Below are 12,282 nucleotides of genomic sequence, written 5' to 3' on the forward strand. Positions count from 1 at the left end.
AAAAGAACGAATTAAGTGCATTTCGACAATGAAGTTCAATTAAGGTAAATTTATGTAATGATTGAAAGCATAATACCCCAATTGCCTAACTCGGGGTTTCAGTAAACCGAATTAAATCCCAAATAGGAAAAATCCCGACTTCAAAAATTATTTTGTCTCAGATACCCATGCGCTCAAATCGAAATTTCAGAAGCCCATTCCCCCCTGATACAGAATAGCAGGAAATTGCTTTTCTTTTCAGAAGCTCTGTAAATTGCCCCTCTTAATTTCAATTATTCCTGCTAATTTCAACTCCATGAAAATCAGCCAAATCAATATCTATCCCATCAAATCTTGCGGGGGAATTTCTCTGGATCAAGCCCAATTATCAGATCGAGGATTATTGTATGATCGTCGCTGGATGATTGTAGATCCACAAGGAAATTGCCTGACTCAAAGAGACAATGCACAAATGGCCCTGATCAAAACGGCGATCGAAGGTCAAAATCTACGGATCTGGCATCATTTCAAAAAAATCGCTCCGCTGGAGCTTCCACTAGAGATCAGCATGCAATATGTCATAGAAGTAGGCTTATGGGGAGATCGATTTCCGGCAAGTAGACATAGTGATGCTACGGATGCATGGATTTCCGGTGTCCTGGGACAAACTTGCCATTTGGTCTATATGCATAAGGAGAGTAGAAGAGCCGTTGATCCGGAATATGCACAGGCTGGTGAAATCGTAAGTGCGGCTGATGGATATCCTTACCTCATTATTGGAGAGGAAAGTTTGGCACATTTAAATGCAAAGCTTAGCGAAAAAGGAGAGGAGGAAGTTCCGATGAATCGCTTTCGTCCCAATTTTGTATTTCAGGGAGGCAGTGCACATTTGGAAGATGAGTGGTCAAAAATCAGCATCGGGGAAACCACCTTCAAAGCAGTCAAACCCTGTGCACGTTGTCAATTGACTACTATAGAACAGGAAACGGCCAAACAGGGCAAAGAACCCCTAAGAACGCTCAGCACCTATAGAAAACAAGGCGCCAAGGTCCTCTTTGGAATGAATCTGCTTCATGAAGGAAATGGAGTCATAAAGATAGGAGATGAGATCAGGACAATAGGTGCATAATTATGCACCTACATATTGCCCTGGCTCTTCCGTGCAATCTCGTAATGATCTTGGCACCTCTGAGATCATTCTAATACCCGCTCTCACTGTGGCGTAGGTGGAAGCTGAAATGGGTTTATAGATCTCACAGATATTTTCCGCAAATTCTTCTGAGTAATTATAGACGTCTATTGACTTATTTTTGGCTGTCCAGTCCTTTAAACTCTCAATTAAGCCTTTTCTGAAGTCTATTCTGTAGTAAATTGGCAAGTCGGGTGCTTTTCGGTATAAGATTTGAACTGTCTTCACGATATTCAGCTATTGCAAATTCAAGGGGCTTATATTGAATTTGAGTATATTTATCTGGTGTATCACAAAGGTAACGAAATAATTTCTTTCAAGCAATTAAATCGTACACAAAGTGACGAAAATGGAACCTATTGTTCACAAATTAAAACGGCTCATCCGGGAAAAAAATATCTCTCACGCTTCCATTGCAGAAAAAATGGGCAAGCATCGTACATTTATCACCAAGAAACTGGGAGGTGACTCAATGGAGACCCGTTTGTTGGAAGGTATCCTAAGCGTCACCGGGATCACTCCTCAGGAGCTTTTTTGTGAAGGCATTGAAGATAAAAGCCTTCGTCAAGAACTGGACTCCCTCAAAAAGGAAGTAGATATTATTAAGGAACATCTTCCGCCTTACAATCCCTAGCTAATAGAAGCCCCTACATTACATGGAAAAACTGAATAGTCGGAAAAACAGTACCCGCATATTTATCGTAATTGGCATAATTTTCATAATCCTGATCCTTTTCAATCAGTTTTCTAACAACCTTTCCAATTATGAAACCCGCATCTTAAAGCAAAGAGAAGCCAAAAATCTCAATTTTAAGAACAATCCCAGAAGCCCTGTGCCTCAGGAAGAAAGAGCTAATTTCTCCGGGCTGAAGTACTTTCCGGTGGATAAATCATTCGCTCCTGAAGGGAAATTCTCCCCTGCAGTTTTCAGAGATACCCTCCGCCTCATGACCAATACAGGCGAAGAACGTCTGATGATAAATGCCGGAAAAGTAAGTTTTGAATTGCAAGGAAAAAACTATCAACTCAGCGCTTTTGAAGTCCTGGGTGTACTTGAAAATTCGCTTTTCATCCCCTTTACCGATGAAACTTCCGGAGAAGAGAGTTATGGCGCTGGAAGGTATATGGACCTTCCTCATGACCAGGAACCCTTTCTGGTGGACTTTAATACAGCCTACAGTCCAGACTGTGCCTACAATCCTACTTCCTCATGCCCCATTCCCCCTCGGGAAAATCACATAGATATTCCGGTTTTTGCGGGTGAAAAGGACTATAAATAGGATAGATATTCAGGATTGGCATTCCTCCCAATTACAATAATTGAAGCAATCCCTTTTCATAAGAGGCTAGGCTTGAATAGCGGCTATTTTTATAATATTCAATAATTGTTATATTTTTATAATAAGCCATTAGGCATAAATGCCATTTTATGCCTTTCTATTATTCGCCTAAACAGATACTATGGGAGCCCTTCAAACCCATGTCTCAGACGCCATTTCCCTAACCCTCAGCCGTATGCCCGTATACGGTGAATTGAGTAAAGGCAAATCTCTTCCTTTATCCAAAAACCTTATCAGAGCCGGTAAATTTATCATCCCCTTTGCCCGCCGGATCGATAAATCAGCCAGAAAGCTCAATAGACAGGGAATACCTATCCTTCAGGAAGATTTGATCCCAATAGAGAACCTTCCTGCTCCGGAAACGGCTCCGACCTATGCAAATGTCCTGTCCAAACAGGAATCACTTCCTATACAGACCGAACTGGATAAGTGGTTGAAAGAAGTGAAAGCGTATCGAAAGGCCGGTTTTCTCAGAGAGATATGTGAATGCTCTTATGAAATGCTTGCAAAAGTTGAAGATTGGGAAGCCCAACATAAATGCCATCTGGCCATGACGCGCTACCTAATGGAATCTCTGGCTTTTAATTCATACAAAGGTCTGGGATATCTAGGGTATAAAAGCAATAGCATCCTCTTGAGCAAAAGGCTGATTAAAGGCCATACTTTCCTTATGCCCTGGACCATTTCTTTTGACCGAAAGGCACAACATGTCCAGGCAATGGGCGTAGGTTTTCTGGTAAATGACTTTCCCAAAATCCCGTTTAAATCTGAATGGGAGATCAACCGAAAAAAGAGTTGGGCAAAATAATCAATCCTTCCAGGCTCTCAACATCTCCCTTTTCCCGGGAGGTCCTGGTATTTTCTCTACCCGAAATCCCGCCGCAATCATGGCTCGTCGTACATCTCCTTTGGCACAATAGGTAACTAAGACAGCTCCGGGATTCATGAGTCCAAACATCTTTTGAAAAATATCCAGGCTCCATAGTTCCAATTGGGCAGAAGGAGCAAAAGCATCAAAGTAAACCAGATCGTAGGACGACTCAGGGTCAAATTCTTCCAGTTTGCCCTGAATTTTTTCTAGCACAAAAGCAGGAATCAGTTCTCCTTTTTCATTCCAGGGCATGGCATGAAGCTTTTTGAAAATCGTCTCGGCATCCCCTCCCAGCTCTTTGGGATAGTTCAACTGTGTCAGCAAGTCCTCCGCCACAGGAAAAGCCTCAATACCTGTATACTGGATTTTTCGATCGTCCATATGAATAGCTGTAAGAACTGCATTCAGTCCGGTTCCCAAACCCATTTCCAGAAGGCGCAGCTCCTCTTTCTCCAGAGCTCTTAGGCCTGCATTGATAAAGACATGCATGGATTCCTGAATCGCTCCATGTATGGAGTGATAGTGCTCGTCAAAACGAGGGGCATAGAGGGTAGAAGAACCATCCTTACTGATCACATGCCTGATTTCTTTTTTTTCTTCCATCCTATTGATTCTGCTCGGGTAAACTTTCTACATAAACAGAGGTACTTGGGAAGGCAAATCCTACCTTCATTTCCTCTGCCAACTTCATAATATCAAGGAATATTTCCTGTCTGGCAGCTAACCAGGCAGTATAGTTTGTTTCCTCAAATATGGCCGCATAAAAGATATCCAAAGAAGACGCTGACATTTCATGAAATTGAACACCCACAGAATCTTCCCGTACCTTGGGATGTTTGATTACGATCTCCCGCACTCCATCTACAAATTCTGCCAGGGTACTCGGAAGAGTCGAATAGGAAACAGTTATGGTGGTTGAATAACGTCGATATTCTCGCAAACTATGGTTTAGAATGATTTTATTAGCCAAATCCCCATTTGGCATACTAATAAGTGCCCCATCAGAAGCCATAATACGACTCGAACGAACCCCTACTTCTTTGACAGTTCCACTTACGCCTCCTACTTCAATAAAATCACCTATAGTAAAAGGTCGATCAATGAAGATCGTGATTGATCCTATGAAGTTCCTCACTGTATCCTGAGCCGCAAGTGCCAGGGCAAGTCCCCCTATAGAAACCCCAGCCAGCAAGGCCGTAACATTCACCTCAAGATTATCGAGGATAAAAATGATTCCGAATACAGCTACCAGCATCTTTGCAATCCGAGAAATCAGCGGCACCAATTGATTGTCCAGAGTAGTTGAGGTGCGATCTGCCAGGCTATCAAATATATCCGCCAGGATGTCAATGATCTTGAATAAAAATAAGATCCCAAAAACCGAGATTAGCACACTCAGGATGATGTAGAAGGGTCTACTCAGGCCGATGGGCAGGATCAGCATAGGCATGAAGAAATTGCGAAGGAGAATACTGATCAGTAAATAGCCAAATACATGAGCAGCGGGTGGAACTCGATCCATATTTAAAATTTCTGAGCTGAAAATCCGGGGAATAATTTTTCGAATCGCCCAATTAAAGCCTCTGTCCATGAGCATATATAATAGAACAGAAATGCCCGCAATAATGAGGATTCCGATCCACTTCCAGATTTTTAATCCCAAAAATCTTTTCTCCCCAATTTCAGGAACCAGAGATTTAAACTTTTGAGCGGCAGGGGGTATGGTAGACTGATATATAGCAGGAAGGTTCCTAATGGTATTTACAGAATACAACCATTCTCCCTGGTATTTTTCCAAATAGATCTGTGGATATTTATTGGGTAGAATGTAATAGCGTGGTAAATTCTTGAGGGTATCAACAAAGGCGGCATCATCGGGCACCAGATCCATGTTGATATAATCTCCTTTTGCATTGTAGATCTCCAAAAGCTGGATCGCCGATTTAATCCTTTCCTCCAGACTCAAATCTCCCCCTATAGTCGCTGCCGCTTTCTCTGGATCATAACTATCATCCTGAAGATAATAGAGGTGTCGGCTGATGCTTTGATAGGGACTACTAAGATTGTACAGCGACTGGTCTCCCAAACTATCTGCAGGAGATTGTGCTTCCAGTCGAACTGAATAAACTGCCAGCAATAAAAAGATGAGGCTTAAAACTTTGTTCATAATTATCTGGGTTTTCCCGATTTCAGCAAAAGAGATATAAAAGACTCCGTTTTCCGCAAAATTACGCCTTTACTAAAAATACTCACTAACTTGTGCCGTTAAATCTGAAAATGAATATGAGAAATAGCGTGTTGCTCCTTTTTTCCCTGCTTTGTTGCATACTTTCTGCTCAGGGACAAACCCTAAGTAGTAATCTTTCCCAATTAGACTTTGGACAAAAAAACGAACTGAGTTTTGATAGCCTGGAAGTTGTCGTCCGAAATCCCCTCAATCGAACGGTCCAGATTATAGATATTCTGTTTTTTGATACCTATGGGAGTCCCGCCTTTTCTACGCCAACAAAATCATACAGCATAGCAGAAGGAGATAGCCAGAAAATCAAGGTTTATTTCCAGGTACGCCATAATGTTGCCCATAATTCTGAGATGTTGATTTTGACAGATTCGGATCGCGGCAGTCTCAGCATTGATTTGACTGGGCAGGGGATTTACTCTAAAAACTATTACTCAAGTACAAGGAATAAAGAGGAAGAAGCCTTGAAGTCTGCCTTGAAAAGCCGATTAGCTCAGGGCTATATCCAACTTTCTTATAACCAGGCCAGAGATAATATGTATATGGTGATAGATAACTGGAAGGAAAATGGTAGGGGTTCTGCGGAAAACAAAACCGTAGGAGCTTATACCGGAAGAGTCGCTAGTCCCTATAGCAATCGCTCACAAGCACAGGTCAATTTTCAGTTTGACACAGAACATATATTTCCGCAGGGACGCTTTAGCCAGAATCTCCCAATGCGATCCGATATTTTTCATCTGACTACCACCTGGTCCAGTGCAAACAGTACGCGCGGCAATCTCAACTTCGGAAATGTAACGAGTGCAGATTGGCAAAATGGAGGTTCAAAAAGAGGAAATGGAGTTTTTGAACCTCGGGACGAGCAGAAAGGGAGGAATGCAAGAGCTATGTTCTATTTTGTCGTCCGCTACCAGAACTATCAAAGCCATATGACAACCTCAGAAGAAAATGTACTGAGGCAATGGCACAAGGATTTCCCCCCGGATGATATCGACCGAAAAAGAAATGAGGACATCTTCGGAGTTCAAGGAAATCGTAATCCCTTTATCGACTATCCCCAACTTCTTGAAAGAATCAGCTCCATTCGCAGCAATTCAACGGCTCCCAATGAGCTAAGCATCTTTCTCTCTGAAAATCTCATTGATTATGATACTGTATTTGCCCAAAACAATGAGGTATATCAATATGTGATTGTAAATGACGGAAACCAGGACCTCCAGCTAAGTAATCTTAGTCTGGCAGATAGCTACCTGGAATTTCTAGACAATAGCGGAGCAAATCTAAGCCTTGCTCCGGGAGAATCGCATAGCTTGAAAATTCGACTCCGCGCTCCTGCGAATAGTAATTTACAATCCAGTCTGAATTTTGAGACCAATGTAAGCGGCCAGGAGCAAATCAGCATTCCTATAAACGCTATTAGTGTTGGGGCAAATAGTATACAAGAGGAGTTTGAAGCTAATTATAAACTTGAAGTTTATCCTAATCCTGCCTCAAAGCAGCTGACCATCAACTTTAAAGAAGGGCAGGAAGAAATTATATATGTAGGCCTGTACTCTCTAAAAGGAAAGGAAGTAAAAGCAGAAAGATCTCTCAGGATAGGTATGCAAAGCATTCTGTCTCTGGAAGGCTTGCCTGCAGGTTACTATCTGCTAAGGTTTAAAACAGATAGTCATACTGGAGTTAGAAAAATCCAGATCTTTTAGGCTATTGAAATCTTGGGGTCAAACAAATCTGCTAACAGTGAGACAAGTGAATCGAAATCAAGCGGTTTCTCTAAAAAATCTGTAGCTCCCAAAGCCAGCATATCTTCTTTCATGGATGCTAAAAGGGCTCCAGAGAAAATGTATATAGGGCAAAGGATTTCTGTTTGGGATTTCAGGTAGTTCAATACATCTTTGCCTGACATCCCAGACATATTGTAGTCTATAAAAAAGCTCTTTATAGGTGGAGATCCTGTGTTAGCAGATTCCCAGTATTCGTGAAAAGCTTCTCCAGACTCAAAGGCAAGAACCTTTGAATCCTTAAATAGCTGCTTTAGCGCCACTTCCATTAAATGTAAGTCTCCCAGGTTATCGTCAATGAGAACAAAGCAAGATGGGGAGCATTCTGGCTTCTGAAAACTCATATCTATCCTTAGGTTATTTGAGTATGCTTGTGATACTTATGTAAAATAAGAAAGCAAAATAAGCGCTCCTTGTTTTTTATCCTTGATTTATTACAGCAAGCGTGAAAGCTCTGAATACAAGTTATTCAGCTGAATCGCTGAAAGCAGGCAATATAAGGCATAAATTCCATCTACTGAGTAGTTGTTCTTACATACCTAAATAGCCATAATCAGCCATTTAAGTTTTAGGAAGAATATTGAAAAGGCCCCAGAATAGTCCAAGAATCTTAACAGCCTTGGAGAATTCTTCCTGTTGTACAGGTTTGGTAACAAAAGCATTTACCCCCAATTCATAGCATCGGTTAATTTCAGGATTTTCCTGAGAGGAGGTCAGGATGACAATCGGGAAGTTACCATAGGCTTTATCCTTTCCTCTAATCTCTTCCAATGCCTCCAAACCAGACATTACGGGCATTTTGAGATCGAGAATAACCAGGCATATATTTCCGGAACCGTTTTCATCCAGGTAATCGATAAATTCTTCTCCATTTTCCAGCCAGATGATTTCATTTAAAAGAGGAATTTCTTTCAGGGTTTTCTGGGTCATTTCTGCATCCAATTCATCATCTTCTACCAGAAGTATTTTAGGGATTGTACTCATAACTAAGGTTTTCAGAGCTATTCTTAAGCCAGGGGTAAAGTAAAATAGAATTTTGCGCCCTTATCAACTTTTCCTTCTGCCCAAATACTTCCTCCATGGCGTTCAATAATGCGCTTAACATTTGAAAGTCCTATCCCAGTTCCTTCAAAATCACTCCGGTTATGAAGACGTTGAAAAACTGCAAAAAGCTTATCTATATATTTCATTTTAAATCCTGCTCCATTATCGACGACCTGTATAAGGAGCATTTCTCCCATTTCTCGGGCTGTAATCTCTATGCAGGCAGCATCAGTCTTTGCGGTAAACTTAACCGCATTTGAAAGCAGATTTAGCATAACTTTTTCCAACATAAGTGGATCTCCTTTCACTTTAGGTATAGGACCAATTTTCCACTCAATCCCCCGACTTTCAGTATCTGAAGAAAACAATTCGATGGTTCGCCGGGTGATTTCTTCCAAGTCTATGGGCACCTGCATCATTTCAATATTCCTGTTCCGGAAAAATTGAAGCAATTCGTCAATCATGGTCCCTAATCGGGCAGAAGCTTTTATAACATTTGAAAGATATCTGCTTTCTTCTGTATCCAATTTGCCATCTGTGGCCTTCTTAACCATTCCAGCATAACTACTCACATGTCTCAATGGAGCTCTAAGATCATGTGAAACCGTATATAGTAACTGTTCCATCTCCTTCTGGGCCTCAAGCAATTTTTCGCTCTTGTGGACAAAATCCGTGATATCCTTATTAATAGTGATCCTCATATTAGGAGAAGTATAGGGCTGAGAAATAACCTGTACCCACTTGACTCCTCCTTTTTTGGTCAATATCCTGTGCTTCATTTCGACCTGCTCAGGAGGATTCTTCACTATTTTTTGGGTAAATACATCTATTACCTTTTTATCCTCCGGATGAAACCGCAAGGATAGCAATTCCAGAAGATTGGTATCTGTAACTTCTTCCGGATCTATTTCAAACATCTGAAGAAGATGAGGAGAATAATAGAACTCTCCCGTTTCCAGATTCCAGATATCCACTCCTATATTTCCAACCACCTCTCCCAGTCTTATCAACTCTTCCTGCCTTTCCAGCAATTCCGTCCGTGCTTTTTCTTCACTTATGTCCTGGATCGTACCCAGCTTCAATTTTGCAGTTATGAACTCTCCCGGATAATTTCTCAGCCATCTTATCTCTCCATCTGGAATGATGATCCTAAAATCAATGGTGCATGGTAATTCGCCCCTAAGTATTTGCTCATTTCTCGCCCTCATTTTATCTACATCCTCTGGGTGAATCATAGACCATGTCCTGGTAAAGAGATTTTCATTTCCTATTTCTTCCTCTTCCAGTCCAAAACACTTATAAAAGCCCTGAGAAGCATTAATTTCTTTACTCTCTGTATCCCATACGAAGGTGCCGACATTGGCTGTCAATTCACCAGAGCGTATGATTCTTCCCTGCTGTTCCAATTGCTCTGTTCTGTGTTTCTCTTCAGTTATGTCCAGCATGGTCCCCAGTTTTTCCTTCTCATTGAGAAATTTCCCATCAGAAGTTCGCAACCATTTTACCTGCCCTGTTTCCAGAATTACACGAAATTCTATGGGACTTGTAGTTTTCTTCTCAGCGATCAGGTTCATATTGTTTGCCAGCGCTTCCTTGTCTTCTGGATGAACGATTGAAAGCAGTTTTGCCATCAAGGCTTTGGGATCTAATGAGCCCTCTTCTAAACCTGCTAACTGATACAATCCGGGACTGGCTTCGACCTCCCGACTTTCTACATCCCACACAAATGTTCCGAGTCCTGATATTCTTTCACCGATTTCTATTATTTCTTTTTGACGAGACAATAAATTTGTCTTCTTCACTTCTTCCGTGATATCCTGCAGGGTGGTTAGCCTCCTTCTTTCATCCAGAAATTTGCCTTTATAGGATTTGATCCATTTTTCTTTCCCATCTTTGGTATTGATCCGAAATTCAAGCGGTCCTCCTTCTTTTGATTCAGATATTTGTTTCAGTCTGGCAATAACTTTAGGCAAATCTTCAGGATTGACATAGCGAAAGAAAGCATCAAAGGATTCTTTGACTTTCTCAGTCGGGATTTCAATACCAAATATTTGATAAATCCCATCACTAATTTCCAAATCCCAACTATGAATGTCCCAAATAATCGTTCCTATACGAGCCACTCCTTCCCCCATCTGAATCATTTCTTTCTGGTGGAGCAATAGGGCCGATTTCTTCATTTCTTCCGAAATGTCCTGAACAGTTCTCAACATCCAGACTTCATCCATAAAAGCACCTGGAGTAGTTTTCAACCATTTAATCCTTCCATCAGGAAATTGAATTCGATAGTTCGTATGAATCAGTTTTTTCTCCCGAGCGGATTCCATAATATCCTTTCGAAGCAATTCGACATCATCAGGATGAGTCAAGCTCATAGCCCGTTCAAATAGATTTTGAGGGTTTGTACTTTCCTCATCTAATTCATAAATCCGGAACACTTCTGAGCTCGCTTCTATTTCGTTCGTTTCTGTATTCCAAATAAATGTACCTATTCCTGCAGCCTGCTCTCCCATTTGAAGTATGACCTTTTGCCTTTCTATCTCTTTTTCCAACTGTTTTTTCGCACTGATATCTTCTATCAGAGCCAAGGTGAGTTTCTTTGCTGTTTTTTTATCCTCGACTATCGTAACCTGTAATCTGCACCAGACCAAATGGCCTTCTTTATGCCAGTAGCGCTTTTCAAATTCAAAGGTTTCTGTTTTACCCTCTATCAATTGTTGATAAGTAGTCAGGTTTTTTTGACGATCTTCTTCATAGGTAAGCTTACTCCAATCCATACCCGCTAATTCTTCCTGTCCATATCCCAGGAGATTCCCAAAGGTTTTATTCGCATAGATCAGGTTTCTGGAAGAAGAACTTAAGGTTAGGCCAAAGGGTAATAAATCAACCAGGGTTTTAAATAGTGGTTCATCTGGCGAAAAATTCTTCGCATAATTCAGAAGTTGACTCTCTGGGTTTTGAAGACCTTTGTCAAGGGGCAAGGAATACGGACTCTGCTTTTCTCTTTGGCTCAAAATAAATGAAGGATAGGCTTGGGTGTGAAATGCCTGAAATAAAATGTCTATTTCCAGAGGAGCGTGTAGAATTTATAATTTAGGCTATTTCTAGCATTTTCTCAAAAAAATGACTGGATATTCTATTGGCTGAAATTTCAACAGAAATGAGAATAGAGCTTGAACAAGAATTTAGGGTAGCCAAATGGAAAATTTGGTTTATCAAGGGTTTTTCAGGCAATTACCCCCATAATCTTATCTCCTTATTTAAACATTTCATACAATCATAGCAGCATCTTGCGTAATAAATACCTACCTTTGCATAAATCATTATTTCAACACGATAGGAAATTAAGGCCATCAGCAATAAGCTGAATGTGGTTTTACCTATCGGCTTTTAATCATTATAAATGGCAGATAGTTTCGGTAAAAAAGAACGAGAGAAAAAAAGACAGAAAAGAAAGAAGGAAAAAGCAGAACGCAAGAAAAGACGTAAAGAAGAGGGCGTCAGGTCTGAAGAGTTCATGTACCTGGATGAAGATGGGAATTTAACATCCACCCCTCCGGATCCTACCAGAAAAAAGAAGAAAATTGATCCCAGTACCATTGAGATCAGTATCCCTCGCAAGGAGGATATCGAACTTGATCCAATTCGTCAGGGGAAAGTTAAATTCTTCAATTCAGAGAAAGGCTATGGCTTCATCATAGACAAAGATACTCAGGAGAGTTATTATGTACATGCTGAAAGCCTCGAAGCTCCTATTGATGCATACGACAATGTGAGTTTCGAAATTAGTGAAGGTCCCAAAGGCCTTAGAGCTATCAATGTAAAACTCGTCAAATAAG

12 protein-coding genes are annotated in these 12,282 nt (G+C 40.9%); 6 read left to right on the forward strand and 6 right to left on the reverse strand.

Annotated elements, in window-relative coordinates:
• The first annotated feature begins 295 nt into the window (after positions 1–295).
• The gene (locus tag R8P61_21575) at positions 296–1,108 is read left to right on the forward strand and encodes an MOSC domain-containing protein (protein ID MDW3649675.1); all 813 of its coding nucleotides are present in this window, start codon (positions 296–298) and stop codon (positions 1,106–1,108) included.
• Here R8P61_21575 and R8P61_21580 read toward each other — a convergent pair whose 3' ends face one another.
• Positions 1,109–1,396, reverse strand: coding sequence for a hypothetical protein (locus tag R8P61_21580; protein MDW3649676.1), 288 nt, complete (start codon positions 1,394–1,396; stop codon positions 1,109–1,111).
• Between the two features lie 121 nt (positions 1,397–1,517).
• On the opposite strand from R8P61_21580, the gene R8P61_21585 reads away from it, so the two are divergent.
• The 3 genes from R8P61_21585 to R8P61_21595 all read left to right on the forward strand — a co-directional run bounded on the left by R8P61_21585 (position 1,518) and on the right by R8P61_21595 (position 3,316).
• Complete coding sequence (locus R8P61_21585; protein MDW3649677.1) at positions 1,518–1,802, forward strand: hypothetical protein; 285 nt, start codon at positions 1,518–1,520, stop codon at positions 1,800–1,802.
• Positions 1,803–1,824: 22 nt separating this feature from the next.
• The gene (locus tag R8P61_21590; GenBank protein ID MDW3649678.1) at positions 1,825–2,448 is read left to right on the forward strand and encodes a DUF1684 domain-containing protein; all 624 of its coding nucleotides are present in this window, start codon (positions 1,825–1,827) and stop codon (positions 2,446–2,448) included.
• Positions 2,449–2,629: 181 nt separating this feature from the next.
• Entirely contained in the window at positions 2,630–3,316 is a 687-nt protein-coding gene (locus R8P61_21595; protein MDW3649679.1) for a hypothetical protein, read from the forward strand.
• Here the strand turns inward: R8P61_21595 and mnmD are convergent, their stop codons facing one another.
• Together mnmD and R8P61_21605 are read right to left on the reverse strand one after the other, a co-directional pair.
• The gene (mnmD, locus tag R8P61_21600; GenBank protein MDW3649680.1) at positions 3,317–3,982 is read right to left on the reverse strand and encodes a tRNA (5-methylaminomethyl-2-thiouridine)(34)-methyltransferase MnmD; all 666 of its coding nucleotides are present in this window, start codon (positions 3,980–3,982) and stop codon (positions 3,317–3,319) included.
• A gap of 1 nt (position 3,983) precedes the next feature.
• The gene (locus R8P61_21605) at positions 3,984–5,546 is read right to left on the reverse strand and encodes a mechanosensitive ion channel family protein (protein MDW3649681.1); all 1,563 of its coding nucleotides are present in this window, start codon (positions 5,544–5,546) and stop codon (positions 3,984–3,986) included.
• Positions 5,547–5,662: 116 nt separating this feature from the next.
• On the opposite strand from R8P61_21605, the gene R8P61_21610 reads away from it, so the two are divergent.
• A complete protein-coding gene (locus R8P61_21610; protein MDW3649682.1) occupies positions 5,663–7,321 on the forward strand; it encodes an endonuclease in 1,659 nt (552 codons plus the stop codon).
• On the opposite strand, the gene R8P61_21615 is transcribed toward R8P61_21610, so the two are convergent.
• From R8P61_21615 to R8P61_21625, 3 genes are all read right to left on the reverse strand, one after another.
• The gene (locus R8P61_21615) at positions 7,318–7,743 is read right to left on the reverse strand and encodes a response regulator (GenBank protein ID MDW3649683.1); all 426 of its coding nucleotides are present in this window, start codon (positions 7,741–7,743) and stop codon (positions 7,318–7,320) included. The genes R8P61_21610 and R8P61_21615 overlap by 4 nt on opposite strands.
• A gap of 217 nt (positions 7,744–7,960) precedes the next feature.
• On the reverse strand, positions 7,961–8,383 hold the full coding sequence (locus tag R8P61_21620; GenBank protein ID MDW3649684.1) for a response regulator: 423 nt from the start codon (positions 8,381–8,383) through the stop codon (positions 7,961–7,963).
• A gap of 23 nt (positions 8,384–8,406) precedes the next feature.
• Positions 8,407–11,424, reverse strand: coding sequence for a PAS domain-containing protein (locus tag R8P61_21625; protein MDW3649685.1), 3,018 nt, complete (start codon positions 11,422–11,424; stop codon positions 8,407–8,409).
• Between the two features lie 422 nt (positions 11,425–11,846).
• Here R8P61_21625 and R8P61_21630 point away from each other — a divergent pair, with 422 nt between their 5' ends.
• Positions 11,847–12,281: a cold shock domain-containing protein gene (locus R8P61_21630; GenBank protein MDW3649686.1), complete on the forward strand. Its 435-nt coding sequence runs from the start codon at positions 11,847–11,849 to the stop codon at positions 12,279–12,281.
• Position 12,282 lies beyond the last annotated feature (1 nt).

It is taken from the genome of Bacteroidia bacterium (assembly GCA_033391075.1).
In the GTDB taxonomy this organism is placed as follows: domain Bacteria; phylum Bacteroidota; class Bacteroidia; order J057; family J057; genus JAWPMV01.

Bases quoted from the DNA above. Each gene is read 5' to 3' on its own strand.
- R8P61_21575 (MDW3649675.1), top strand. From the start codon at position 296: ATGAAAATCAGCCAAATCAATATCTATCCCATCAAATCTTGCGGGGGA.
- R8P61_21585 (MDW3649677.1), top strand. From the start codon at position 1,518: ATGGAACCTATTGTTCACAAATTAAAACGGCTCATCCGGGAAAAAAAT.
- R8P61_21590 (MDW3649678.1), top strand. From the start codon at position 1,825: ATGGAAAAACTGAATAGTCGGAAAAACAGTACCCGCATATTTATCGTA.
- R8P61_21595 (MDW3649679.1), top strand. From the start codon at position 2,630: ATGGGAGCCCTTCAAACCCATGTCTCAGACGCCATTTCCCTAACCCTC.
- mnmD (MDW3649680.1), bottom strand. From the start codon at position 3,982: ATGGAAGAAAAAAAAGAAATCAGGCATGTGATCAGTAAGGATGGTTCT.
- R8P61_21605 (MDW3649681.1), bottom strand. From the start codon at position 5,546: ATGAACAAAGTTTTAAGCCTCATCTTTTTATTGCTGGCAGTTTATTCA.
- R8P61_21610 (MDW3649682.1), top strand. From the start codon at position 5,663: ATGAGAAATAGCGTGTTGCTCCTTTTTTCCCTGCTTTGTTGCATACTT.
- R8P61_21615 (MDW3649683.1), bottom strand. From the start codon at position 7,743: ATGAGTTTTCAGAAGCCAGAATGCTCCCCATCTTGCTTTGTTCTCATT.
- R8P61_21620 (MDW3649684.1), bottom strand. From the start codon at position 8,383: ATGAGTACAATCCCTAAAATACTTCTGGTAGAAGATGATGAATTGGAT.
- R8P61_21630 (MDW3649686.1), top strand. From the start codon at position 11,847: ATGGCAGATAGTTTCGGTAAAAAAGAACGAGAGAAAAAAAGACAGAAA.